The organism is Mesorhizobium sp. WSM4817 (assembly GCF_055811135.1).
This window is the reverse complement of the sequence record NZ_JBVVQQ010000019.1, coordinates 33,788-58,852: the sequence shown is the minus strand read 5'-3', so window position 1 is coordinate 58,852 and position 25,065 is coordinate 33,788. Positions and strand designations below refer to the sequence as shown.

Genomic DNA, 25,065 nt, shown 5'->3' with positions numbered 1-25,065 from the left:
GGCCAATTCATGTGCAAGAAGCTTCGCTTTCTTTCGTCCACCGCGCTCGTGCTTGTTCTCACGGTCTCAGCCCGCGCAGCAGGCTCCGGCATGCCTTGGGAACAGCCGCTGCAGCAGATCCTGGAGTCTGTACAGGGACCGGTCGCCAAGATTATCGCCGTGATCATCATCATCACCACGGGCTTAACCCTTGCCTTCGGTGACACCGCAGGCGGTTTCCGCCGGCTGATCCAGATCGTCTTCGGGCTGTCGATCGCCTTCGCGGCATCGAGCTTCTTTCTCTCCTTCTTCTCCTTTGGCGGCGGAGCACTCGTCTGATGGCCGCTGGAGAGCAGCATATTGAGGGCTTCGCGGTTCCCGTTCACCGGGCATTGACCGAAGCCATCCTGCTGGGCGGTGCACCGCGAGCGGTGGCGATCCTCAACGGCACGGTGGCCGCAGCTATCGGCTTCGGTTTGCAGCAGTGGATCGCTGGGCTGGTGCTGTGGATTGCCGGCCACACGCTGGCGGTCTTTGCCACAAGACGCGATCCAGACTTCGCCAGCGTGCTCGTTCGTCACCTTCGTCTGAAGGGATGGTTGGCATGCTGAACCTGTCAGAATACCGCAGCAAAGCCGACAAACTTGCGGACCATCTGCCCTGGGCAGCGCTCGTCGCGCCCAGCATCGTGCTCAATAAGGACGGCACCTTTCAGCGGACCTTACGGTTCCGCGGGCCCGATCTCGAAAGCGCGACGGAAGCAGAACTTGTCGGCATCTGCGCCCGGGCAAACAACGCGTTGAGAAGGCTCGGCTCCGGCTGGGCATTGTTCTTCGAAGCCGAGCGCATAGAGGCGCTCGGCTATCCTAACTCGACCTTTCCCGACGCCGCGTCTTGGCTGGTCGATGAAGAACGACGCGCGGCCTTCGAGGGCAAGGTCGCGCATTACGAGAGCCGCTATCATCTGACTTTGCTGTTCATGCCGCCCCCGGACGCACGGGCGAGGGCTGAAAGCGCGCTCGTTGACGCACACCAATCTGGCGGCGGGAGAGACTGGCCCCAGGAGCTGGCGCGGTTTCGCGACGAGACCGACCGGGTCCTCGATCTTTTGTCCGGCTTCATGCCCGAGGTGCGCGTGCTCGACGATGCCGAGACCCTGACTTACCTGCACGGCACAATCTCGACCCGCCGCCATCCACTCGCTGTCCCGGAAACGCCGATGTATCTCGACGGCATCCTGGTCGACGCGCCGCTTACGGGCGGCTTGGAGCCGATGCTCGGCGAACACCATCTTCGCACCCTTACCGTCCTCGGATTCCCGAATCTCACCCGGCCCGGAATTCTCGACGCGTTGAATCATCAGGATTTCGCCTATCGCTGGGTGACGCGCTTCATCCCGCTCGACAAGACGGAAGCCACGAAGACGCTGACACGGTTGCGCCGCCAGTGGTTTGCCAAGCGCAAGTCGATCGCGGCCATCCTGCGCGAGGTCGTGACCAACGAACCTGTCCCGCTGGTCGACAGCGATGCCGACAACAAGGCGCTCGATGCCGACGCAGCCCTTCAGGCGTTGGGCGGCGACCATGTCGGCTTCGGTTATCTCACCACAACGGTGACAGTGTGGGATGAGGACCATCAAGCCGCCGCGGAGAAACTTCGCGCGGTCGAGCGCATCATCAATGGGCTCGGCTTCACCACCATCCGCGAAAGCGTCAATGCGGTCGAGGCGTGGCTCGGCTCGCTGCCTGGTCATATCTATGCCAATGTTCGCCAGCCGCTCGTTCACACATTGAACCTTGCGCATCTCATGCCGTTGTCGTCGGTCTGGGCAGGTCCTACGGCGAACGAGCATCTCGCCAAGGTCACCCAGCGAGAGGCCTCGCCACTTCTGTTCGCAGAGACCAACGGGTCGACACCATTCCGGCTATCCACCCATGTCGACGATGTCGGCCACATGCTGATCGTTGGCCCGACCGGCGCCGGCAAATCGGTGCTGCTTGCCCTGATTGCACTGCAGTTCCGGCGCTATGCCGGCGCGCAGGTCTATGTCTTCGACAAAGGCAATTCAACGCGCGCGGCAGTCCTTGCCACGGGTGGAGAACACCACGCACTGGGTGCTGACGGTGCGCTCGCCTTCCAGCCCCTGCGCAATATCCGCGACCAGGCTGCCCGCAGTTGGGCAGCCGAGTGGATTGCCGGCCTCATTGCCCATGAGAATGTCACCGTCACGCCGGAGGTGAAGGAGGCAATCTGGTCGGCACTCACCAGCCTTGCCACCGCGCCGGCGCAGGAACGCACGCTGACCGGCCTTTCGGTCCTGCTTCAGTCCAACAGGCTGAAGTCCGCGTTGATGCCCTACACACTCGACGGTCCTTTCGGCCGCCTGCTCGACGCCGATGATGATCGGCTGGCCTTATCGAATGTGCAGTGTTTCGAGACGGAAGAGCTGATGCAGAGCCAAGGCGCTGTGCTGCCTGTGCTCACTTACCTGTTCCATCGTCTTGAAGAGCGGTTCGATGGACGGCCGACGCTGCTGATGCTCGACGAGGCTTGGCTCTATCTCGACAATCCGCTCTTCGCCGCCCGCATCCGCGAATGGCTGAAGGTGCTCCGAAAGCGGAATGTTTCGGTGATCTTCGCTACGCAATCGCTGGCTGATATCGCGGGCTGTTCAATCGCGCCGGCGATCGTCGAGAGCTGCCCCCAGCGCATTTTCCTTCCCAATGATCGTGCTGTGGAACCGCACGCGCGGGCAGCCTACGAGCGCTTCGGCTTGAACGAGCGGCAGATCGAATTGATCGCCCGCGCCACGCCGAAGCGCCACTACTATCTTCAGTCACGTAGCGGAAACCGTCTCTTCGAGCTCGGGCTTGGCCCCATCACTCTTGCGCTTTGCGGCGCTTCCGATCCGGCGACGCAGACCCTGATCGACAAAATCCAGTCCGAAAACGGGCAAGACAGCTTTGCCTCCCGCTTTCTGAGCGCGCGCGGGCTCGATTGGGCTGCCGAGCTTCTCCAGCAATTCCCTCAACCAGACATGGAGCAATCCTCATGATTGGACGCCGTCTTTTCACCAGCCTGATCACCGTTTCCCTGATCGCCAAGCCAATGGCCGACTATGTGCAGCCGGCCTACGCCCTTATCGTGTTCGATCCATCCAATTATACTCAGAACGTGCTGACGGCGGCGCGCGCGCTGGAGCAGATCAACAACCAGATCCAGTCGCTGCAGAACCAGGCAACCATGCTGCAGAACATGGCGCGCAATCTTCAGCGTCTGGATTTCTCTTCCGTGGGCCAACTCACCGGTTCGCTCCATCGCATTGACGGTTTGATGGACCAGGCGAGTGGCCTCAGCTTTGATCTGGGCAAGCTTCAAGACCAGTGGCGCAGCCAATATCCAGAAAGCTACGAGGCCACGATCAAGGTCAGCGATGTGGCAACCGCTGCGCGCGAGCGCTGGCAGAGCGCCATGCAGGCGTTCCGCCAGACCATGCGGGTCAGTCGCAGATCGTCGAGAACGTCCGCGCCGACGGCGACCTGCTTGCCGATCTCGTCAACCGCAGCCAAGGGGCAGCCGGTGCGCTTCAGGCAAGCCAGGCCACCAACCAGCTGATCGCGCTTTCAACCAAGCAGCAGATGCAGATCCAAACGCTGCTCGCGACTCAGTTTCGAGCTGAGGCCGAGGATGCCGCGCGCAAGGCGCAGTCCGAGGAAGCCGCCCGCGAGACGACCAAGCGCTTCCTGGGTACCGGCTCGGCCTATCCCGGCAATTGATCACCAACTCTGACGAGGAAGGCGGCGGCATGAACGACCTTGGCGTCATCGATCGCTTCATGGAGACGTTCATCCGCTATATTGACAGCGGGTTCGGTCTGCTTTCGGGCGACGTCGCCTTCCTCACCACCATCCTGATCGGCATCGACATCACGCTGGCCGGGCTGGCCTGGGCGCTCGGCGATGAGCCCAACATTCTCGGCCGGCTTACCCGCAAGGTGCTCTTTGTCGGCGTCTTCGCCTTCATCTTGAACAATTTTAAGAACCTCGCCGACATCATCTATCGCTCCTTTGCCGGGCTCGGCATCAACGCGTCCTCCGGCAATCTCTCCCCAGACAATCTCCTGCGCCCGGGCCGCATCGCCGCGACCGGTTTCGAAGGCGCTTGGCCGCTGCTTGATCAGGCAAGTCAGCTGCTCGGCTTTCCAGAAATCTTCGGCAACGCGCTCACCATCTTCGTGCTGCTCATGGCCTGGTTCCTGGTCATCATCGCATTCTTCATCCTTTCCATTCAGCTGTTCATCACAATCCTTGAGTTCAAGCTCACCACGCTTGCCGGCTTTGTTCTGGTTCCCTTCGCACTCTGGAATCGATCGGCGTTTCTGGCCGAGCGCGTGCTCGGCAATGTCATCTCTTCAGGCATCAAGGTGATGGTACTTGCCGTCATCGTCGGCATCGGCTCCACCCTCTTCGGCGAGTTTGCTTCCGCGCTGCAAGGCAAGGAGCCGGACCTGGCCGCCGCCATGTCACAGGTGCTGGGCGCGCTGGCGCTGCTTGGGCTCGGCATCTTTGGACCCGGCATCGCGTCGGGTCTAGTGTCCGGCGCGCCGCAGCTTGGCGCGGGCGCCGCCCTTGGCACTACTGCGGCGGCAGCTGGTGCATCGCTCGTTGCCGGAGGCACGGCATTTACTGGCGCGCGCATGGCAACCGGCGGCAGTCTCGCCGCAATTCGGGCCGGCACAACGATGGGATCGGCTGCTTTAACGGCCTGGCAGATCGGGCGAGCAACCTCGCCCCACACCGGCCTGTCCGGTGTGGCTGCTGGATTGCGGGGCGTGACCAGTGCCGCCGGCGGCGCCGCGATGCGAGCAGCAAGAGCTGCCGCGGGAACGTTCGGGCGCAGCGCCGATGACGGCCGGGAAGCCGCACGGACCGCGATCGGTGGTGCGCCCACCGCGTCCATGACTGGAAACCCAACCGCTGCAGACCCTAATGCCGCTCCGACGTGGGCAAGGCGCTTGCGTTCCGAACAGACCGCCCGTGCCCACCGCCACGCCGCCATGCAGGCTGTCCGTGAAGGCGACAGCCAGGGAGGCAGCGCCAATCCATCTCTCAACGACAAGGACGACTAGATGCTGTTCAAGCGACCCGTTCAACGTTACGGCAAGACACCCGAACCGGTCACGCCGTATCAAAAGGCCGCCCAGCTATGGGACGAGCGCATCGGCTCATCTCGAGTACAGGCTAGGAACTGGCGGCTCATGGCCCTCGGCTGTCTGGCCTTGGCGACCGGGCTCTCTGGCGGACTCGTATGGCAGTCGATGCAGAGCCGTGTTGTGCCTTACGTCGTCGAGGTCGACCGCTTCGGCGAGGCACGCGCCGTCGCGCCGGCGATCCAAGGCTACGAGCCCTCCGAGGCCCAGATAGCCTGGCACCTCGGCCGCTTCATCCAGAATGTCCGTTCCGTCTCCACTGATCCGGTGCTGGTGCGGCAGAACTGGCTGGCGGCTTACGACTTTTCCACCGACCGTGCGGCACTCTTCCTCAATGAGTACGCCAAGGCGAACGATCCCTTCGGTCAGATCGGAACGCGCAGCGTGTCCGTCCAGGTGACCAGTGTGGTCAGGGCTTCCGACAGCTCGTTCCAGGTTAAATGGACTGAGCAGGTCTTTGAGCGCGGCAGCCTTGCCAGCACCACGCGCTGGACCGCGATCCTCACCATCGTGATCCGCCCGCCAAGCAATACGGATCAGCTGCGCAACAATCCGCTCGGTGTCTTCATCAACGCCATCGACTGGTCGCGCGAGCTCGACAGTGCCGCACCGACATCCGTTTCCCCGAAGGAGCCCGCCGATGACAAATAGAGCCCAATCGTTCCGTGCCGCGCTGATCCTATCCGCATCGGCAGCAGTTCTCTCGGCCTGCGCATCAAAGCCGGTGCCGCCTGAGATTTCGTATGATGCTGCCGACTTCAAAGCAGCGGCAATCGAGAAGGCGCCAGAGACACCGGTCAAGATAGTCGAGGTGCCAAAGCCGTTGCCGCTCCCCGGCCAGTTGCAGCCAGAACCGGGCAAAATCGCCGACAAGCGCTCTCCTGAAGAACGCGTCGCCGACGCCAACAAGGCGGCGACGCAGCAACCCACCCGGTACGGCTACGTCAATGCGGTGCAGGTCTATCCCTTCACCGATGGCGCGCTTTATCAGCTCTATGCCGCGCCGGAGCGCGTCACCGATATCGCCCTACAGCCGGGCGAGAAACTGACAGCCGTGTCGGCCGGCGACACGGTGCGCTGGGTCATCGGCGATACCGTCAGCGGCACCGGTGACGACCAGCGCACCCATGTGCTGGTAAAGCCCTTCGCGCCGGGGCTTAGCACCAATCTGGTGATCACCACGGAACGACGCACCTACCATTTGCAGCTTCAAAGCACCGATAAGACCGCTATGGCGGCGATCTCCTGGACATACAGCGAGGACCAGATCGTCGCGCTCCGCCAGCGCAACGCTCAGGCCGAGGCTACCATGCCGGTGGCGGCGAACGTGGCGCTCGAAAACATTCGCTTTCGCTACTCGATTACGGGCGACACACCGCCCTGGAGACCGACGCGAGCCTTCGATGATGGCAGCAAGGTTTATATCGAGTTCCCGCGCCGCATAGACCAGGGAGATGCCCCGCCACTCTTCATCGTCGGCTCTGACGGGGACAACCAGCTCGCCAACTACCGCATGCGCGGCAACTACTACATTGTCGATCGGCTCTTCGCCGCGGCCGAACTACGCCTCGGCACCAAGCAGCAGCAAGTGGTGCGCATCACAAGGACGGACGGCCGTCAACCGCCGCGTCGCGTATCTCTCTTTGCGCGCTCCAGCAGGTGAGGAGAGGGGCCTTATGACCGACACTTCCCCATCCGATGCTCCGCCAAAACTCGATCCCGAGCAGCTGCAGTTACGGGCCTCGCCCCGCCGCGCCGTGCGGTTCAGGCGCGGCGTGATCGTCGCCATCGCTGCCGTCGGGTCCGGTGCCATCCTGGGCGTCACGATGATGGCGCTGCAGGGACCGGCGCTTCGCTTCAAAGAAAAGGCGGAAGATCTCTACAACACTGACCGCAAGCCAACCCCTGAAGGACTTGAAACACTTCCCAAGGACTATTCCGGAGTGAAGCCGAACCCTCCTGTGCTTGGACCACCACTGCCGGGCGACCTCGGTCGCCCCATCCTTGAGCGGAGGCGCCAGCTCGGCATCGCGCCAGGGCAGGACAACTCCGCCGAGGAGCAGCGTGTTGCCCAGCAGGCGATTGAGGCGCGCGAATCACAAGTCTTCTTCCGCATTGAAAATCAACCCAAGGAGGCGGGCATCGGCGGTAATGCGAAAAGTGCCCAGCAGCCGTTCGGGGCGCCTCCGCAATCTGATGCAGCTCGGCCGTCAGATTCCGTTGCCCCGGCTGAGGGCGATCAGAACAATCAACAACGCAAGCTCGATTTTGTCAGCCAGCGCAACACCAGCGGGATCTACAACCCGCATGCATTGCAGACGCCAGCTTCTCCAAATCAGCTCATGGCCGGCAGCGTGATCGCCGCAAGTCTCATCACCGGCATAAATTCCGACTTGCCCGGGTTTGTCGTCGCGCAGGTCACCGAGAACGTGCACGATACGCTCACCGGCAGCATCCTGCTTATCCCGCAGGGCTCGCGGCTGATCGGGACCTATGACAGCGTCGTCGCTTTCGGGCAAAAACGGGCGCTTCTGGTTTGGCAGCGAATAATACTGCCAGACGGTTCTTCGATCGAAATCGACAATCTGCCGACGACAGACACTGCCGGCTATGCCGGGCTCGCGGACAAGATCGATTTCCACACCTGGCAGCTGATCAAGGGAGTCGCGCTGGCCACATTGCTGGGCGTCGGCACCGAGTTAAGTTTTGGAGAAAACGAAAGCGATCTGGTCAAAGCGATCCGGGAATCCACTCAGCAGAACGTCAGTCAAGCCGGCCAGCGCATCACCGAGAAGAACCTCAATGTTCAGCCCACCATCACCATCCGCCCAGGTTGGCCACTGCGCGTCATCGTGCACAAGGATCTGGTGCTACGGCCATACGCGAGTTGAGCGGGAGTGAATATGGCCAACTTGAAACTTGGAAAGCTTCCAGACCGAACACCTTCGAAGATTACCATCACCGTCAGCGCGGAGTTGGGCCAAGCACTCAAGGAGTATGCTGCCCTTTATCGTCAGGCCTATGGCGAGTCTGAAACAGTGGCAGAACTCATCCCTTTCATGCTGGCGGGGTTTCTGGAAGGCGACCGAGCGTTTGCCAAGGCCAGAAAAGAAGGTTTGCCGACGTCCAGCATGCCGGAGAAGTCGCGGCGTCTGGCACGCTCAGATTCCGAGTAACCGAGGCAATGAGTGAATCGCCCGCACACGAGCCTCGATGGGCTAACTCCGCTTGAATATGTAACCCGATCCGTCAAGGATCACACGTGAACAGGCTCACTCACAAATGGAGGCAAACAGGGGAGCACGTCACCGCGACCGCACTCTTTGGCTCAAACTGCAACCGAGTGCCTGGCCCTTCCGCTTTGGAAATATTTGTCGAACCTGGCCGCGATGCTTCGGACGAATGGGCGACTTTCAGCCGGCACGACGAAACGGTCGCCATCCAGTTCAAGCAATCGAACGGGATCGTGGAGGGCCATGGTACTCGACTCAAGAAGGAGCTTCTGGCCGGCTTTGCCGAAGCGTTCCACCAGATCGACTGCCGAGAAGGCGAAATCACACATTAGCCTCTCGATGATCCAGCCGCGAACGCGGTCGTCGTCGGAAAGCGCGATACCGCGGACAACCGCCAGCCCGCCATGCGCGACTATACTTCCGTACTCGGCGGTTGAAATATTGTTCTGCACGTAGCCCTGGCGAAAACGGCCGATGGACGAAGGGCCAAACCCGATCAGTGTCTCGCAGCGATCCTCCGTGTAGCCCTGAAAACTGCGATGCAAAGCCCCTGCGCGCGCCGCTATCGCCAAGGCATCGCCTGGCTTGGCGAAATGATCGAGCCCTATTGCTTCATACCCCTTGTCCACAATCGCTCGCGCGGCGAGTTGCGATTGCGCCAAGCGCTCCGTGGGGCCAGGCAGCCACGCCTCTTTGATTATCGTCTGATGCTTCTTGAACCAGGGCACATGCGCGTAGCCGAACAGCGCCATCCTGTCCGGTTCCAGGGTCAGCGCCTGCGCTACGGTGGAACAGACGCTCTCCCTGCTCTGGTGAGGCAATCCGTAAAGCAGGTCCAGATTGACGGAACCGACGCCGCGGGAGCGAACTCCGTCGACGACAGCTTTCGTTTGCAAAAAGCTTTGCTCGCGGTTGATTGCCTTTTGCACTTTTGGCTCAAAATCCTGGACGCCGAGACTCGCCCTGGTCATGCCGATTTCGGCCAGCGCATCAAGGCGCGCCTCATCCATGTCGTTTGGATCGATCTCGACGCTGATTTTTGTGTCCGGGACAAAATCGAAGCTGTCCCGCAAGAACGCGCCAAGCGCCACCATGTCCCCGGGCTTCAGCATGGTGGGCGAACCGCCGCCGAAGTGGACTGCGCGGACATGCCCCTTGCCGCTGACGAGTCCCGCAACCGTCGCGATCTCCGCGTGTAGCGAGCGCAGATAGGCCGTCACCGGCTCATAGTGGCGCGTCTGTTTGGTATGACACGCACAGAACCAGCAGAGTCTGTCGCAATAGGGGATGTGCAGATAGAGCGAGATCTCGCCGCCACTTTTGAGCGCCTCCAGCCAGCCACGATAAACCGCAGGATTGACGCCCGTGTGGAAATGCGGTGCAGTCGGATAACTGGTATAACGCGGGACGTTCTCGCCAACCCGGGCAGCTAATTCGGACTGCATGTCGTGGTCCACCATGTTTGCATCGCTGGAACTCTGGGCTTATTGGCAAGCCAAAGCCCTGATTTCGGTCAATCAGCAACTCGGACAAACTGCCGCAAGGATTTTTCTACCTTAGATTGGTATCCTGCCGGCACTTGGGATCGGGTTGAGCGAGCGCATGTCAGTACGGCGAGACATTTACATTTCCGGTATCCCCGTTCTTTGCGTCCATTGCGAAGCACGGCATCGCGGCGTCTGCGGTTCGCTTCGTCCAGACAATTTGGTTGGGCTCGCCAAGACTTGCTCGCGGCGCCAGATCGAGTCAGGAGTGGAACTGATCGGCGACGCACAGGCGGTCGACAGCTATTCGAACCTGGTTTCAGGCGTGGTTAAGCTGACAAAGAGCCTTTCCGATGGTCGCCAGCAGATCGTCGGTCTCCAGTTTGCACCGCATTTTCTGGGACGTCCTTTTAAGGTGGAAAGCTCGATCAATGCGGAAGCGGTGACAGCTGTCACGCTGTGCTCGTTTCCAAGGGCAGCCGTCGAACGGATGATGAAGGGGTCGCCGGAATTCGAGCATCGCCTGCTCAAGCAGACGCTGAATGAACTCGATGAAGCACGCGAGTGGCTGGTGACGTTGGGGCGCAAGACCGCATCGGAAAAGGTGGCGAGTTTTCTCCTCATGATCGCTCGGAATATGGATTCCGGTGTTGACCCGGTAGCCAGGTCAGCGTCCTTCGATCTGCCGCTGACGCGCGCCGAGATGTCTGATTTTCTTGGAATTACGAACGAGACTGTGAGCCGGCAGCTGACGCAATTACGGGCTGACGGCGTGATTCGGATCGAGAACACACGCCATGTGACGGTGGACAGCATGAGCCGGCTGCGCTCGATGTCGATGCCGAGCCTGAGCCAGAAGACCGACAGCCTGGACAGGTTATAGAGGCCGTTCGGCGAAGAGAAGGTACAGGCCGTTGTCGCTCCTGATGGCGGAAGGCAGGCCGCGTTCCCTGAACAGGCGGATGGCGGCCTCGATGACCGGTCCTTCCTTCTTCGATTCGAGCGCTTCGCAGGCGAGCAGGTAGCGCGAGGCCTGGTCGGTGACCGTCACAATTCGACCATCGCCCGCCGGAACTCCCCTTAGAAGTCCGTGCACCATAACGCGTTGGTGATAATTGCGTGCCGAAGCGCTGCCGCTGACGGGCGCGCTTTACAGGCCGTGACGATCGAGCAGGCATGCGCCGTGCTCTTCGAGGGTATGCGGACATCGCCGGCGAGCCTCCTAATCAGGAGCTCCCTAATCTTCCTGGCGCCCAGTGGGTTGGCTTGTCCTTCTTGGTTGCGACGATCGTCAGCTCGGTCTGGTCGGGCAGGCTTGGCGTAGCGCACCGGCCGCCGTGAAGGTCAACCTAGCTGCCGAAAAATCGTGCGGCCCCCTGACATGGATCAGGGCGAGCAGGCGGCGGCTGCGCAATTGATGCACAGCGGATTTGGCGTCCGCCGGGTTCGAGATCGGGATTTGCGATGAAATTCGGCACAGAGATCGTGCTTCTAAGCCTGTTTGCTTTTGCGGCCCTGGTGGCTGCCGGTTTCGGCGTAGATGAACCTTTCCGCCAGCATATGTGGGTGTTGTTCTTCGCCGTAGCTGGGTTCACCGCGATCCTGTTGCGCAATACGGAGTTCAAGCCCGCAGTTCCGATAGACCCCGCCGCTTTTATGGACGGTCCAATCCGTTACGGGGCCGTCGCGACGGTGTTTTGGGGCGTCGTAGGCATGCTGGTTGGTGTGGTCATCGCGCTGCAGCTTGCCTATCCCGATCTCAGCGTCGAGCCCTGGTTCAACTTTGGCCGCTTGCGGCCGTTGCATACATCCGGCGTGGTTTTTGCCTTCGGCGGCAATGCGCTGCTTTGCACGTCCCTTTATGTCGTACAGCGCACCTGCCGCGCCCGGCTGTTCGGCGGCAATCTCGCCTGGTTCGTGTTCTGGGGCTATCAGCTGTTCATCGTCATGGCTGCGACGGGCTACCTGCTCGGCATCACCGAAAGCCGCGAATACGCCGAGCCCGAATGGTATGTGGATCTTTGGCTGACCATCGTCTGGGTCGCCTACCTCGTCCTGTTCCTCGGCACCATCCTGAAGCGCAGGGAACCGCACATCTACGTCGCCAACTGGTTCTACCTGTCCTTCATCGTGACCATCGCGATGCTGCATGTGATCAACAACCTGTCGATGCCAGCCTCGTTCGTGGGTTCAAAAAGCTATTCAGCCTTCTCCGGCGTCCAGGACGCCTTGACGCAGTGGTGGTACGGCCACAATGCCGTGGGCTTCTTTCTCACCGCCGGCTTCCTTGGCATGATGTACTATTTCGTGCCCAAGCAGGCGAACCGGCCAGTCTATTCCTACCGGCTGTCGATCATCCACTTCTGGGCGCTGATCTTTCTCTACATCTGGGCCGGCCCGCACCACCTCCACTATACCGCCTTGCCCGACTGGGCGCAGACTCTCGGCATGGCGTTCTCGATCATGCTTTGGATGCCCTCCTGGGGCGGCATGATCAACGGCCTGATGACGCTGTCCGGCGCCTGGGACAAGCTGCGGACGGACCCGATCATCCGCATGATGGTCATGGCCATAGCCTTCTATGGCATGTCCACTTTCGAAGGCCCGATGATGTCGATCAAGACGGTCAATTCGCTCTCGCACTACACCGACTGGACCATCGGGCACGTGCATTCCGGCGCACTCGGTTGGGTCGGCATGATCTCGTTCGGCGCGATCTATTTCATGGTGCCGAAGTTGTGGAACCGCGAGCGGCTCTATTCGCTGCGGCTCGTCAACTGGCACTTCTGGCTGGCAACGCTCGGGATCGTCGTCTACGCCGCGGTGATGTGGGTCTCCGGCGTTATGCAGGGCCTGATGTGGCGCGAATACGACGAGCAGGGCTTTCTGGTCTTCTCGTTCGCCGAAACTGTCGCCGCCATGCATCCGTACTACATCATGCGTGCCATCGGCGGCGCGATGTACCTGTCCGGCGCGCTGATCATGGCATGGAACGTCACCATGACAATCCTCGGCTACCAGCGCGAGGAGAAACCGATGCCGCGTCCCATCGCCGCCGTCCGACCTGCGCGATCAGGAGCCAGAAAATGGGCTTGATGGACAAACACGCCGTAATCGAGAAGAACGCCACGCTTCTTCTCGTCGGCTCCCTTCTGGTGGTGACGATCGGCGGCATCGTCGAGATCGCGCCGCTCTTCTATCTCGACAATACGATCGAGAAGGTCGAAGGCATGCGGCCCTATTCGCCGCTCGAACTCGCTGGCCGCAACATCTATGTGCGCGAGGGCTGCTATCTCTGCCACAGCCAAATGATCAGGCCGTTCCGCGATGAGGTCGAGCGCTATGGGCACTACAGTCTGGCGGCCGAGTCGATGTACGACCACCCGTTCCAGTGGGGATCGAAACGCACAGGACCGGATCTCGCGCGGGTGGGCGACCGTTATTCCAATGGATGGCACGTTCAGCACCTTGTGGATCCGCGCTCCGTGGTGCCGGAATCGATCATGCCGAGCTACGCGTTCCTGAAGGAAATGCCGATTGAGGTGAAGGACTTCTCGACGCACCTGATCGCGAACAGCCGTGTGGGCGTGCCCTACTCCGACGACATGATCGCGAGCGCGAATGCCGATCTCATGGCGCAGGCAGATCCCAACATCGACACATCCGGTCTTGAAGCGCGGTATCCAAAGGCCAAGCTCGGTGACTTCGATGGCAATCCGCAACAGGTCAGCGAGATGGACGCGCTGGTCGCTTACCTCCAGATGCTTGGCACTCTGGTCGATTTCAAAAACTACGACGAAGCCGCCGGTTACCGCTGAGGAGAATGGTGATGACCTACAACTTCATGCGGGCGTTTGCCGACACTTGGGGCCTGCTCGCTATGGCGCTGTTCTTCGTCGGATGCATCACCTTTGCGCTCCGTCCCGGCAGCAGGACGCGAGCCGACGAAGCTGCTCAAATCCCTCTCAAGGACGACTGATCATGAGCGGTGAGCACATTGACGAAGTCTCCGACGTCTCGACCACCGGCCATGAATGGGACGGGATCAAGGAGCTCAACAATCCGCTCCCGCGCTGGTGGGTGATCACCTTCTACGTCACCATAGTCTGGGCGATCGGCTACACCATCGCTTATCCCGCATGGCCTATGCTAAGCTCCGCCACCCGAGGCGTGCTCGTCTATTCAAGCCGCAACGATGTCAAGAATGAGCTGGCAGCGGCCGAGGTCGCCAAGGGCAAGTATGTTGCCGCCCTTCAGGCGAAGACTGTCTCCGAGATTGCCGCCGACGATGTTTTGCGCGGATTCGCTATCGCGGCCGGTGGCGCCGCCTTCAAGGTCAATTGCGTTCAGTGCCATGGCTCCGGCGCCCAGGGTTCGAAGGGCTTTCCCAACCTGAATGATGACGATTGGCTGTGGGGCGGCAAGGCCGAGCAGATCCAGCAGACAATCACGCACGGCATCCGCGTTGCCTCAGACCCCGACACGCGCCTGTCGGAAATGCCGGCCTTTGGTGACATCATTACGCCCGAGCAGATTACACAGGTCAGCGCTTATGTCTCGAGTCTCTCCGGCGCTGTTGGCGATCAAGCAATGGTCATACCCGGCGGCAATGTTTTCGCCGAGAATTGTGCCGCCTGTCATGGTGATAGTGCAAAGGGAAACACGGAGCTTGGCGCACCCGACCTGACCGACGCGATCTGGCTCTACGGGGCGGGCGAGACGGCTATTGCCGCGCAGGTTCGCGCGCCAAAGCAAGGCGTCATGCCGGCCTGGGGTGGGCGTCTCGGCGAGGTCAAGGTCAAGGAACTTGCGGTCTATATCCATTCGCTTGGCGGCGGAGAATAGGAACGGAAGCCTATTCTCGGCCTCCCCCTGCCAAGCGACGAGGCCCGGCGCGAGCCGGGCCTCGACACCATTCCGGCTGCGACCTGCATCAACACGGGGCGGACCGCCCACGGCGAGGCTGTTCGATGGGCGGCCCTGACATCGGCAGCGGGACTGGAGATGCTAAGTGCGTGATAAAACGCAGACAGAACCGCCCGAAGCAGAAGCGATCGACTCCCCCAACGCCCGTGAGCCGCTTTATGCCCCACGCAAGAAGGTTTTCCCGAAGCGAATCTCGGGTAATTTCCGTCGCTTCAAATGGCTGGTGATGGCGATCACACTGGGCATCTACTACCTGACGCCCTGGCTGCGCTGGGATCGAGGTCCGTTTGCTCCCGATCAGGCCGTGCTGATCGATCTTGCCAACCGCCGCTTCTATTTCTTCTTCATAGAGATTTGGCCGCAGGAATTCTTCTATGTGGCCGGCCTTCTCGTGATGGCCGGCATCGGCCTTTTCCTAATCACATCCACAGTCGGCAGAGCCTGGTGCGGCTATACCTGTCCGCAGACCGTATGGGTCGATCTGTTTCTAGCTGTAGAGCGTGCGATCGAGGGAGATCGCAATGCCCGCATGAAACTTGACGCCGGACCGTGGACCGCGCGCAAGCTTGTGCTGCGTGGATCGAAACACGCGATCTGGCTGGCCATAGGGTCAGCGACCGGCGGCGCCTGGATCTTCTATTTCGCCGATGCGCCAATGCTGATTGGCGAGGTCTTCGTTGGCACCGCGGCGCCGGTCGCCTACATCACCATCGGCGTGCTGACGGCAACCACCTACACATTCGGCGGGCTGATGCGCGAGCAGGTCTGCACCTATATGTGCCCGTGGCCGCGCATTCAGGCGGCCATGCTCGATGAAAATTCGCTCACCGTGACCTACAATGACTGGCGCGGCGAACCTCGCTCGCGGCACGCCAAAAAGGTCCAGGCCGCGGGGCAGCCGGTCGGAGACTGCGTCGATTGCAATGCCTGTGTCGCCGTCTGCCCGATGGGGATCGACATTCGCGATGGCCAGCAGCTCGAATGCATCACTTGCGCGCTGTGCATCGATGCCTGCGATAGCGTCATGGACAAGCTCGGCAAGGAGCGCGGGCTGATCTCCTATGCGACGCTGTCCGATTACAACGCCAACATGGCGGCGGCGACCGCTGGCGGCGCTTGCTCGGTGAATCCGTCGCTGGTGCGGACAGACGGCAGCGCTTTCTCCGACAGGTTAGCCCATTTCCATGTCCGCAAGATCTTTCGACCGCGCACCTTCGTCTACATGAGTGCGTGGTCGGCGGTCGGTCTCGCCTTGCTCTACTCGCTGCTGACGCGCGACCGGCTCGAGGTCAACGTTCTGCACGACCGCAATCCGCAGTTCGTCACGCTGTCCGATGGTTCGATCCGCAATGGTTACACCGTCAAGCTGCTCAACATGATCCCTGAGCCAAGAACGATCGTCGTCACCATGCAGGGCCTGGCCGATGCCGAGATGAGTGTCGTCGGGATCGACATGCCTGCGGATCGCTCCCTCTCCGTTCCGGTCGAACCGGACCGGCTGAAGATGCTGAAGGTTTTCGTCCGCCAGCCGGCGGAACAGATCAATGCCCAAGCACAGACGTTCAAGTTCCGGGTCGAGGACAAGGCGAGCTTCGAGTCGGACGAGTACACGGCCACGTTCAACGCACCGGAGATCGTTAGATGAGCGTCAATGCACGAAGGCCCTCCGGATTCACCGGCAGGCATATGTTGCGTATCATCCTTAGCTTTTTCGGCGTGATCGTTGGTGTGAACCTAATCATGGCAACACTCGCCAGCACAAGCTGGACCGGTCTTGTCGTCGAAAATACCTATGTCGCGAGCCAGCAGTTCAACCGGATCGCCGAGGAAGGGCGCGCGCAGGCCGCACTCGGCTGGACCGGCAAACTGACCATCGCACGGGGCGAGGTCCGCTATGGCCTCAGCGATGCCGCCGGCAAAGCGGTCCAGTTGCACGGCGTCAGGCTCCTGTTCCGTCATCCCGCCTACGAGGCCGAGGACAAAGCCGTCATGCTTGCGCTCGCCACGAGCCAGGAATTTGCCGCCCAGCATACGCCAAGGGACGGCGTCTGGATCGTCCAAGTCGACGCCGATGCTGGTCTCGCAGAACCCTATCGCGACGTCCGTCGAATTATAATTTCCCATGGAGCGTTACAATGAGCTGTTGTGCACCGGGCGCCGAAACGGCGCTGGATCTGGAAAGCAGCATATCCGTCCTGCCATCAACCCAGGAGGTCAGGCTGGCGAGCCGCTCGCTTGGCGGCGATCTGCACCAAACCGATCTCTCGGTCCCGACGGTGCATTGCGCAGCCTGCATCCAGAGTATCGAGACGGCGCTTGGAAAACTCGATCGCGTCGAGGGTGTACGTGTCAACCTGTCGACGAAACGGGTTGCGATCCGGTGGCGCGGAAATGAGGTTCCACCGTTTGTCGCCGCGCTTGAACGGCTGGGATACGAAGCGCATTTGTTCGCGCCCGAGACAGGGGAGAAGGACAAGACGCTATCGGAGCTGATCCGGGCCGTGGGGGTTGCCGGCTTTGCAGCGGGCAACATCATGCTGCTTTCAATGTCGGTCTGGTCCGGCGCTGAAGGTGCGACCCGCGACCTGTTCCACTGGCTCTCGGCACTGATCGCCATCCCCGCGCTCGCCTTCGCTGGTGGCATCTACTTCCGCTCGGCATGGAACGCATTGCGTCACGGCCGCATGAACATGGATGTGCCGATTGCGGTTGGTGTCTCGCTCGCCTACGCGATGAGCCTTTACGAAACCATCAACCATGGCGATCACGCTTACTTCGATGCATCGGTATCGCTGCTGTTCTTCCTGCTGATCGGCCGCACGCTTGATCACGTGATGCGCGAGCGTGCCCGGACCGCGGTGAACGGTCTGTCACGGCTGGCGGCGCGCGGCGCCACAGTATTGCGCGACGATGGCACGCGCGACTACCGGCCGGTTGGCGAGATCGAACCAGGCATGCAGTTGCTGATCGCTGCCGGCGAACGGATTCCCGTCGACGGCAAGGTCATTCGAGGCTCTTCGGATCTCGACTGTTCACTGGTTTGCGGTGAGAGCACACCCAGAACCGTGGCGACAGGGGAAACCGTGCAGGCCGGCACGCACAATCTCACCGGAACACTGACGGTCGAGGCGACAGCCGCCGCAAAAGACTCCTTCCTGGCCGAAATGGTCCGGCTGATGGAAGCCGCCGAGGGCGGTCGCGCGCGTTATCGCAGGATCGCCGAGCGCGTTTCAGCGCTCTATGCTCCAGTGGTTCATCTGACCGCCTTCCTGACGTTCCTTGGCTGGATGGCGGCGACCGGCGATTGGCACCGGGCAGTAACAAACGCAATCGCCGTTCTCATCATCACATGCCCATGTGCGCTCGGTCTCGCCGTGCCGATCGTGCAGGTGGTCGCTGCGCGGCGTCTGTTCGAAAGCGGTGTCATGGTCAAGGATGGTTCGGCCATGGAGCGCCTGGCGGCGATCGACACGGCCGTGTTCGACAAGACAGGAACGCTTACGCTCGGACAGCCCCGGCTCGTCAATGCGTCGTCAGTCGATCCGGCCATGCTGGCAATCGCTGCCGAGATGGCCGCGCACTCCCGTCACCCGCATTCAAACGCCATTGCCTCCTTTGCCGGTTTCGCCGGTCAGCCAAAGCTCGAAGCTGTCAGCGAACACCCCGGATTCGGCATCGAAGCCACCGCGAGGGGAAGCACCTGGCGACTGGGGCGGCGCGATTGGGCTGGATGGAAGGCCCGAACCGGTGGCGAAAGCAGATACGGCGGAACGGTTCTGACCAAAGACGGGATCATCGTGGCGTCCTTTGTCTTCAAGGACGCGCTGCGTCCGGACGCCAGGGCGGCCATCGAGCAATTGAACAACGCCCGAGTTTCCGTGGAAATGCTGTCGGGCGATACCGGGGCTGCCTGCGGCGAGGTCGCGACGACGTTGGGGATACATCACTTTGTTCCGGCGCTGCTTCCTTCGGGCAAGGTCAAGTATATTGAAAGCCTGGCGAAGGACGGCCACAAGGTGCTCATGGTTGGCGACGGCCTCAACGACACCCCTGCGCTGGGCGCGGCACATGTCTCGATCGCTCCAGCCACGGCGGCCGATGTCGGCCGCAAAGCTGCGGATTTCGTTTTCCTGCACGAAAGCCTGTCGGCCGTCTCCCTTGCCCTCGACGTTTCGCGAAAGGCCGGACAACTGATCCGGCAAAACATCGCCATCGCGATTGTCTACAACGCCATTGCCGTCCCGATCGCCATTTTGGGGCAGGTAACACCATTGATTGCGGCAATCGCGATGTCGGCCTCATCACTGCTTGTCATTGGCAATGCGTCGAGGCTGCAAGGTTTTGTGCCAGACGTGCCAAGGAGAACTGCTCCGCCTGATAGCCGCTCCCACACCGGCACATTGACGCAACCCTCATGACAATCCTGGTCTATCTCATACCGGTGGCTCTGTTGTTGGGCGGGCTTGGACTGTCTGGCTTCCTGTGGGCCCTGAGGAGTGGTCAATACGAGGATCTCGACGGAGCCGCCGAGCGTATCCTCATTGACCGGGACGAGAGGCCGGAACGCTGATTCCGTCACTCGAGGGCCTGCGTCGCCCATTCCGCCATGCAAGCGGCTGATGCCACGAAGTACCTCCCACGGCCGGACGAGCGCTGGCGATCCAACGGAGCGGATAGACCGGCGGCGCGGGTTTGTCGTGTCTGGCTGACCCAGATCAGTGCTGTCTCCTCATCGCCCTGATTTCAATGGACGAGTCTTTTCAAGGGGAGAACGCATGTCTAGCGGGACGGAAGCTGAGCGGCATCAGGTGCTGGCCGTGTTCGCCGGGGGCGCCGGCATTGTCGAAGCCGTGAGCAGGCCGGCGCACGTCATTGCAGGAGCCGATGCGTTCGAATGAGCGAGTTCAAGCCAGTTCGGTTCGTTGATGTCGCGCTGGAGGGGCAATTCTGGCGCGAGAGGCTGGAGACGGTGCTGACACGGACCATCCCCAGCCAGCACGTCCAGCTTGGCAAGCAAGGTGTATTGCTGTCCCTCACACTGCCGAACCAGTCGCTGCCACTGAGCGTCCCAGGCAACGAGCACGATTCCGGGCAGGTGTTCTGGGATTCCGACGCTGGCAAGTGGATAGAAGCAGCATCCTACGCGCTGTCACACAGGCGTGATCCCGACATCGAGGCATGGATCGAAAATATTGTCGATGATCTCGAAAAGGCGCAGGCTCCCGACGGTTATCTGAACTGCTGGTACCTGCAGCGCGAGCCCGACAAGCGCTGGACCAACCTGCGCGACAATCACGAACTCTACAATCTTGGACATCTGCTCGAGGGCGGTATCGCCTACTTCCTCGCGACGGGCCGGCGCCGGCTCCTGGACATCCTTGAGCGGTATGTTGACCATGTGCGCAAGACATTCGGCCCGAACCCCGGCCAGAAGCGCGGCTATTGCGGCCATCAGGAAATCGAGCTGGCCCTCGTTAAGCTCTATCGCTTGACTGGAGACAGAATGCATCTCGACCTCGCGGCCTATTTCATGAATGAGCGCGGGCGTCAGCCGCACTACTTCGATCAGGAAGCGGTCGCGCGCGGGGAGAACCCCAGAGATTTCAGGGCGAAAAGATATGAGTACAACCAGTCGCACAGGCCGGTGCGCGAGCAAACTAAGGTGGTCGGACATGCGGTCCGAGCGATGTACATGCTTTCTGCCATGGCCGACCTCGCGGCGGAACTGAATGACGACAGCCTCAAAAAAGCATGCGAGGTGCTCTGGGCCGACGTCATCTCCTCGAAAATCTACATCACGTCCGGCTTGGGTCCGGCTGCCGCGAATGAAGGCTTTACTGAGGATCACGACCTGCCGAACGATACGGCGTATGCGGAGACCTGCGCCTCGGTAGGCCTGATCTTCTGGGCACATCGCATGCTGCATCTCGAACTCGACGGCCGATACGCCGACGTTCTGGAACAGGCGTTGTTCAACGGCGCGCTGACCGGCCTTTCGCGCGATGGCGAGCGCTATTTCTACTCCAATCCGCTCGAGAGCGATGGGCGACGCAGCAGATGGGCCTGGCACTCATGCCCATGCTGCACGATGAATTCGTCTCGTCTGATTGCTTCGATCGGAGGCTATTTCGTCTCGGCCAGTGAAAACGCAATCGCCTTCCATCTCTACGGCGGCGTTTCGACGAACATCCAACTCGCTACGGGCAATGTGTTCCTGCGGGAAACCAGCGCCTATCCATTTTTCGGCTCGATCAGGATCGAGGTCAGCCCTGACGCGCCGACCGAGTTCACGATCAACCTCCGCATTCCCGGTTGGGCTCATGAAGCCGAAGCTTCGGTCGGGGGATGTGCAGTCGACGTGACGGCATGCACCAGAAATGGCTATCTTGCGATCTCGCGGCTATGGAATGCCGGAGACACCATCGCCCTCGAACTACCGATTTCTCCCGAGCGCATCTATGCTCATCCCTCGGTCAAGCAGGATATCGGCCGGGTGGCGCTTAAGCGCGGACCATTGGTTTATTGCGTTGAAGAGGTCGACAATCCCGGGGCGCCCGTGCAGCAGCTCACACTGCCGCGAGAGTCCAAGATCGAAACGATGGAACGGGGCGATCTTTTCGATGGCGTGGTCACGCTGACTGCCTCCGCGCAGCGCGTCGAAGACCAAGGCTGGGGAGACAGCCTATACAGAAATACGCCCCCCATCGCTTCGGACTGCCGGCTAACCGCCCTGCCATACTATCTCTGGAACAATCGGGCAAAAGGCTCGATGCAAGTGTGGCTGCTGGAAAGCTGAATGGCCGAGGTGAGAAACCCGTTGGTTGGCTGGCTATCTGCCCAGGTGAGCGGAGTATGCCAAAGTTTTGTTTGCAGGAGTGAACGGATGTCGCGATTTCGCCTATTGACGATCTTCATGTCGGGAATGCTGGGAACGGCGACGTTGCCGGATCCAGTCGCCTCGGCACCAGTCCTCAACCCCGCCAATCGCAATGGGCTGGTCGAGCAGAACGAATTACTGATGCTGGAGAACAGGCTGCGGCGGCAGCAATATCAGCAGCAGCAGCAGCAGTTCCGTTCCCAGGATCGCGAGATCGCGACGCAGCAACGGCCCGATCGACCGCTTACTTGCCAGCTACAGCCGTCAAGCAACGGCTTTGTGAGCATCTGCCGCTGATGAGGCGGCTTGCCACTTATTTAGGCGGCCATAGCTTGTGCGCGTCGTGCTTAACTAGCATCAGAGGCGTTTTTTGATTTCGCAGCTCGTGCTTGGGCACTGGAGAGCCTACGCGATGGCGCCACGCTGATGGCCGACTCCGATGACAGCTTCGACATCATTGTCGTTGGAGCGGGGCCGGTCGGACTTTGCTTCGCCGCATCACTCGCTCAAAGCCAACTCAAGGTCGCAGTTGTCGAACAGAACTCAATTGATACTCTCGCCAATCCGCCTTTTGACGGCCGGGAAATCGCGCTGACCCACGCCTCGATCAGAATCCTTCGCGAGATCGGCGCCTGGGATGCCATCCCCGCTTCGGACAAATCACAGCTTCACGGCGCGCGCGTGCTCAACGGTTCGAGCCCTTTCGCTCTGCGTTTCGATCCTCCCAGCGGGTCTGGAGAACCCCTCGGAGTTTTGGTCCCAAATTGCCGGATCCGCTACGCGCTGTTCAAGACAATCCACGTGCAGAATCACGCGCGGCTCCTGTGCGGCCACTCGGTCGTAGATGCAACAACCAGCCACACAGGAGCACTCGTAACGCTGTCTAATGGCGTGCAGTTGAACGCTAGCCTTGTGGTTGCCGCCGATTCACGTCTGTCGGCCACTCGTGATCTGCTCGGCATAGGCGCCGATATCAATCGGCTTGGCTACTCGATGCTAATATGCCGGGTGCGGCATGAGCGCGCCCACCACCAGGTGGCAATCGAATGGTTCGATCACCATCAGACAATAGCGATGTTGCCCCTGGCGGAGGGAGTGTCGTCGCTGCTGCTCACCCTGCGCTCAAACGAGGCCGATAGACTGCTTGCCTTCAGCGACCATTTGTTTCTGAGGGAATTGACGAACCGGTGTCGAGGGCGCCTTGGAAAAATGACCTTGGCAAGCAAGCGCCATACCTATCCGCTGGTCACGACTTGGGCGCACAAATTCCGAGCTCCCAGCGCCGCACTCATCGGCGACGCTGCCATCGGCATGCACCCGGTGAGTGCGCATGGTTTCAACATCGGTATCAGCGGCCAGAAGCAACTCGCCTATGGAATCCTAACAGCATGTCGCGACGGTCGCGAGATTGCCGATCCCGACATGCTGCACGGATACGAAAGGTGGCTGCGCCTGTCAGCGGCGCCGCTCTTCCACGGCACGAACATTCTTGTCGGACTCTACTCAAGCGAGCACCCGGCGGCACGGCTTGCACGACATGTGGGGCTTCGGTTCGCCCAACATGCCCCCTTTATGCGGCATGGCATTTCGGCCATGCTTAGGCGATGAAACCGTACCAGCAGCTTTGGACCGTGCGCGATGAAAGAGGGCCTCATTCGCCGGAGTAATCGCTGCCCCTGCACGCAGAGGCGGCAGCTTCCCGCGGCAGGCCCTAAATGTCGCCCCGAAGAGGTATTGTCACCGCGCGAATTGGAAGCCGGCGATATCGACGACATGGTTCTGAATGGTCTGGCGGCAAAAGACCTCCCAGCAACGATGTTCGAAATCGAGATTACCGAAGAATCCCCAGTGGACCCGGACAGAGTAGATGAAAAGCTCGGGCGCCTTTCACATGCCGGCATTTCCATCGCGCTCGATGACTTCGGCACCGGCTTTTCCACGTTGGCATCGCTCAAGGACAGTCGGATACGCAAGGTGAAAATAGACCAAGGCTTCATTCGCGGCCTAGCCAAGTCTCGGGAGGACCGGCTGCTTGTCAAAACGGTGATCAATCTTGGTCGGGCGCTCGGGATCGATGTCATGGCCGAGGGCGTCGAAACAGAGGCAGACCGGCAAATTCTGCACAAGCTTGGCTGCAGAACCGCTCAGGGCTTCCTATTCTCCAAGGCGGTGCCTTTGAGCCAAGCGCTTGAATTGGCACTAAAAGAGCACGCGAAGCAATGTTGATCGCCGCCGTCATCAGTCACTGCATCGAGCAGAGCAGTCACTGCATCGAGCCGAGCGTAAAAGGACCGATGGGCCGGGCGAGGCGGAAATGGGAAACACGTTGATCACTGGCGTGCCATACGCCGTTTGTGGCGCAGGTTAGGTTTTCCAGGGTGGCAAGTCGCCTCCAGTCCGCGATTCACTTCGGTTACGCCGATCATGATGTCCGGAAGCAAAGCGAAGGCTTAGAAGGGTAGTCCGCTTGCTCAGGTCAGACGAATCCCAGTTGTTGGGCGGTCTGGAACAAAGCGAGCAGCATGATCAGGCAGCCGACGAGCCGCAAAAGCGTCCGCTCGGCAATCGCCTTGAGCACCCATCCGGCAAGCGGAGCGGCGACTATGCCGCCCACGATCAGCCCCAGCACCGAGCTTGCATGTGTCGACAGCGCCCCCGCTTCCTGCCAGTGCCCACTGACGAGCGCGACGATGAAGGTGACGGACACCGCTAGCGTGATCAGGAACTCGGCCGCATTGACAGTGCCGATCACGTAGCGGGGCGGCGCGCCGGCGCCGAGCAATCCGGTCACGACCATCGGGCCCCATCCGCCGCCACCTGCAGCGTCGAGGAAGCCGCCTACAGTACCCAGCGGCGCCACAAGACGGGTAGGAACCGGATTGCTGGGGATCTTGCGGAACGACCGGAGGAACAGCCAGAGCCCGATCACAGCGAGATAGGTCGTGACGTAGGGCTTCACCTTGTCGCCGTCGAACGAGGTCAGCACGAAGGCGCCGAGGCAGCCGCCGAGAATGCCGAAAGGAGCAAGCCGCCAGAACAGCTTCCAGTCGATATTGCGGTGGTAGTGGTGCGCCGTGCCGGAAGCGGCCGTGGTGAACACTTCCGCCGCGTGTACCGCGGCGGAAGCCTGCGCCGGCGGAACACCGAAGGAGAGCAGCACGGTGGAGGAGATCGCGCCATAGGCCATGCCTAACGCGCCGTCAACCGCCTGGGCGAGGAAGCCGACAATGGCGAACAGAATGAAGTCAGTCATTGGTGTCCGCCGTGAACGTGCCGCCGTATGTAGCCTTGTGGATGTGGCATCCGGCTTGGCTCCGAGTCAGAGAAAAGGGCGGCATCGCTGCCGCCCATCGAGAT

26 protein-coding genes and 1 pseudogene are annotated in these 25,065 nt (G+C 61.0%); 24 read left to right on the top strand and 3 right to left on the bottom strand.

The window, feature by feature from the left end; translation table 11 throughout:
* Nucleotides 1-9 precede the first annotated feature (9 nt).
* The 10 genes from AC0L2K_RS23690 to AC0L2K_RS23645 are packed head-to-tail and all read left to right on the top strand — an operon-like array spanning nucleotide 10 to nucleotide 8,364.
* Nucleotides 10-318, top strand: coding sequence for a TrbC/VirB2 family type IV secretion system protein (locus AC0L2K_RS23690; RefSeq protein ID WP_008871922.1), 309 nt, complete (start codon nucleotides 10-12; stop codon nucleotides 316-318).
* The gene (locus AC0L2K_RS23685; protein ID WP_473532463.1) at nucleotides 318-590 is read left to right on the top strand and encodes a VirB3 family type IV secretion system protein; all 273 of its coding nucleotides are present in this window, start codon (nucleotides 318-320) and stop codon (nucleotides 588-590) included. The genes AC0L2K_RS23690 and AC0L2K_RS23685 overlap by 1 nt, the downstream gene beginning before the upstream one ends.
* A complete protein-coding gene (gene trbE / locus AC0L2K_RS23680) occupies nucleotides 584-3,034 on the top strand; it encodes a conjugal transfer protein TrbE (RefSeq protein ID WP_473532462.1) in 2,451 nt (816 codons plus the stop codon). Before AC0L2K_RS23685 ends, trbE begins: the two co-directional genes overlap by 7 nt.
* Before the next feature lie 53 nt (nucleotides 3,035-3,087).
* The gene (trbJ, locus tag AC0L2K_RS23675; RefSeq protein WP_473532461.1) at nucleotides 3,088-3,594 is read left to right on the top strand and encodes a P-type conjugative transfer protein TrbJ; all 507 of its coding nucleotides are present in this window, start codon (nucleotides 3,088-3,090) and stop codon (nucleotides 3,592-3,594) included.
* 23 nt (nucleotides 3,595-3,617) lie between these two features.
* Complete coding sequence (locus tag AC0L2K_RS23670; protein WP_473532460.1) at nucleotides 3,618-3,755, top strand: hypothetical protein; 138 nt, start codon at nucleotides 3,618-3,620, stop codon at nucleotides 3,753-3,755.
* 29 nt (nucleotides 3,756-3,784) lie between these two features.
* Nucleotides 3,785-5,107, top strand: coding sequence for a P-type conjugative transfer protein TrbL (trbL, locus tag AC0L2K_RS23665; protein ID WP_473532459.1), 1,323 nt, complete (start codon nucleotides 3,785-3,787; stop codon nucleotides 5,105-5,107).
* Entirely contained in the window at nucleotides 5,108-5,839 is a 732-nt protein-coding gene (gene trbF / locus AC0L2K_RS23660) for a conjugal transfer protein TrbF (RefSeq protein ID WP_473532458.1), read from the top strand.
* Nucleotides 5,829-6,851, top strand: a complete 1,023-nt coding sequence (trbG, locus tag AC0L2K_RS23655; RefSeq protein WP_473532457.1) for a P-type conjugative transfer protein TrbG — start codon at nucleotides 5,829-5,831, stop codon at nucleotides 6,849-6,851. Before trbF ends, trbG begins: the two co-directional genes overlap by 11 nt.
* 13 nt (nucleotides 6,852-6,864) lie before the next feature.
* Complete coding sequence (locus AC0L2K_RS23650) at nucleotides 6,865-8,079, top strand: TraB/TrbI/VirB10 family type IV secretion system protein (RefSeq protein ID WP_473532456.1); 1,215 nt, start codon at nucleotides 6,865-6,867, stop codon at nucleotides 8,077-8,079.
* A gap of 12 nt (nucleotides 8,080-8,091) precedes the next feature.
* Nucleotides 8,092-8,364 (top strand): DUF2274 domain-containing protein, encoded by a 273-nt coding sequence (locus AC0L2K_RS23645; RefSeq protein ID WP_473479515.1) that lies wholly within the window; start codon nucleotides 8,092-8,094, stop codon nucleotides 8,362-8,364.
* Between the two features lie 152 nt (nucleotides 8,365-8,516).
* Here AC0L2K_RS23645 and hemN read toward each other — a convergent pair whose 3' ends face one another.
* Nucleotides 8,517-9,866: an oxygen-independent coproporphyrinogen III oxidase gene (gene hemN / locus AC0L2K_RS23640; RefSeq protein ID WP_473532504.1), complete on the bottom strand. Its 1,350-nt coding sequence runs from the start codon at nucleotides 9,864-9,866 to the stop codon at nucleotides 8,517-8,519.
* 157 nt (nucleotides 9,867-10,023) lie between these two features.
* On the opposite strand from hemN, the gene AC0L2K_RS23635 reads away from it, so the two are divergent.
* Complete coding sequence (locus tag AC0L2K_RS23635) at nucleotides 10,024-10,788, top strand: Crp/Fnr family transcriptional regulator (protein ID WP_473512909.1); 765 nt, start codon at nucleotides 10,024-10,026, stop codon at nucleotides 10,786-10,788.
* On the opposite strand, the pseudogene AC0L2K_RS23630 reads toward AC0L2K_RS23635, so the two are convergent.
* Nucleotides 10,725-11,246 (bottom strand): annotated as a pseudogene (locus AC0L2K_RS23630) (IS481 family transposase); the annotation flags it as partial. The gene AC0L2K_RS23635 and the pseudogene AC0L2K_RS23630 sit on opposite strands and share 64 nt — an antisense overlap.
* A 123-nt stretch (nucleotides 11,247-11,369) precedes the next feature.
* Between AC0L2K_RS23630 and ccoN the strand changes: the two are divergent.
* From ccoN to AC0L2K_RS23565, 13 genes are all read left to right on the top strand, one after another.
* Nucleotides 11,370-13,001, top strand: coding sequence for a cytochrome-c oxidase, cbb3-type subunit I (gene ccoN / locus AC0L2K_RS23625; protein ID WP_473512845.1), 1,632 nt, complete (start codon nucleotides 11,370-11,372; stop codon nucleotides 12,999-13,001).
* Nucleotides 12,992-13,723 carry a cytochrome-c oxidase, cbb3-type subunit II gene (gene ccoO, locus AC0L2K_RS23620; protein ID WP_077376382.1) on the top strand — a complete coding sequence of 244 codons (732 nt, stop codon included), beginning with the start codon at nucleotides 12,992-12,994 and terminating at the stop codon, nucleotides 13,721-13,723. Before ccoN ends, ccoO begins: the two co-directional genes overlap by 10 nt.
* 11 nt (nucleotides 13,724-13,734) lie before the next feature.
* A complete protein-coding gene (locus AC0L2K_RS23615; protein ID WP_040591650.1) occupies nucleotides 13,735-13,884 on the top strand; it encodes a CcoQ/FixQ family Cbb3-type cytochrome c oxidase assembly chaperone in 150 nt (49 codons plus the stop codon).
* A gap of 2 nt (nucleotides 13,885-13,886) precedes the next feature.
* Nucleotides 13,887-14,750 carry a cytochrome-c oxidase, cbb3-type subunit III gene (gene ccoP, locus AC0L2K_RS23610; protein WP_473532455.1) on the top strand — a complete coding sequence of 288 codons (864 nt, stop codon included), beginning with the start codon at nucleotides 13,887-13,889 and terminating at the stop codon, nucleotides 14,748-14,750.
* A gap of 166 nt (nucleotides 14,751-14,916) precedes the next feature.
* Nucleotides 14,917-16,476 carry a cytochrome c oxidase accessory protein CcoG gene (gene ccoG / locus AC0L2K_RS23605; protein ID WP_473532454.1) on the top strand — a complete coding sequence of 520 codons (1,560 nt, stop codon included), beginning with the start codon at nucleotides 14,917-14,919 and terminating at the stop codon, nucleotides 16,474-16,476.
* Nucleotides 16,473-16,970: a FixH family protein gene (locus tag AC0L2K_RS23600; protein WP_473532453.1), complete on the top strand. Its 498-nt coding sequence runs from the start codon at nucleotides 16,473-16,475 to the stop codon at nucleotides 16,968-16,970. Before ccoG ends, AC0L2K_RS23600 begins: the two co-directional genes overlap by 4 nt.
* Nucleotides 16,967-19,249 carry a cation-translocating P-type ATPase gene (locus tag AC0L2K_RS23595; protein ID WP_473532452.1) on the top strand — a complete coding sequence of 761 codons (2,283 nt, stop codon included), beginning with the start codon at nucleotides 16,967-16,969 and terminating at the stop codon, nucleotides 19,247-19,249. Before AC0L2K_RS23600 ends, AC0L2K_RS23595 begins: the two co-directional genes overlap by 4 nt.
* Nucleotides 19,246-19,401, top strand: coding sequence for a cbb3-type cytochrome oxidase assembly protein CcoS (gene ccoS, locus AC0L2K_RS23590; protein ID WP_008871940.1), 156 nt, complete (start codon nucleotides 19,246-19,248; stop codon nucleotides 19,399-19,401). Before AC0L2K_RS23595 ends, ccoS begins: the two co-directional genes overlap by 4 nt.
* A gap of 205 nt (nucleotides 19,402-19,606) precedes the next feature.
* Nucleotides 19,607-19,729 (top strand): hypothetical protein, encoded by a 123-nt coding sequence (locus tag AC0L2K_RS23585; protein WP_473512840.1) that lies wholly within the window; start codon nucleotides 19,607-19,609, stop codon nucleotides 19,727-19,729.
* A complete protein-coding gene (locus AC0L2K_RS23580; protein ID WP_473532451.1) occupies nucleotides 19,726-21,627 on the top strand; it encodes a glycoside hydrolase family 127 protein in 1,902 nt (633 codons plus the stop codon). Before AC0L2K_RS23585 ends, AC0L2K_RS23580 begins: the two co-directional genes overlap by 4 nt.
* Nucleotides 21,628-22,005 (top strand): hypothetical protein, encoded by a 378-nt coding sequence (locus AC0L2K_RS23575; protein ID WP_473532450.1) that lies wholly within the window; start codon nucleotides 21,628-21,630, stop codon nucleotides 22,003-22,005.
* A 129-nt stretch (nucleotides 22,006-22,134) separates the two neighbouring features.
* Complete coding sequence (ubiM, locus tag AC0L2K_RS23570) at nucleotides 22,135-23,316, top strand: 5-demethoxyubiquinol-8 5-hydroxylase UbiM (protein WP_473532449.1); 1,182 nt, start codon at nucleotides 22,135-22,137, stop codon at nucleotides 23,314-23,316.
* A gap of 30 nt (nucleotides 23,317-23,346) precedes the next feature.
* Nucleotides 23,347-23,934 carry an EAL domain-containing protein gene (locus AC0L2K_RS23565; protein WP_473532448.1) on the top strand — a complete coding sequence of 196 codons (588 nt, stop codon included), beginning with the start codon at nucleotides 23,347-23,349 and terminating at the stop codon, nucleotides 23,932-23,934.
* A gap of 250 nt (nucleotides 23,935-24,184) precedes the next feature.
* Here the strand turns inward: AC0L2K_RS23565 and AC0L2K_RS23560 are convergent, their stop codons facing one another.
* The gene (locus tag AC0L2K_RS23560) at nucleotides 24,185-24,961 is read right to left on the bottom strand and encodes a sulfite exporter TauE/SafE family protein (RefSeq protein WP_473532447.1); all 777 of its coding nucleotides are present in this window, start codon (nucleotides 24,959-24,961) and stop codon (nucleotides 24,185-24,187) included.
* Nucleotides 24,962-25,065: the final 104 nt, after the last annotated feature.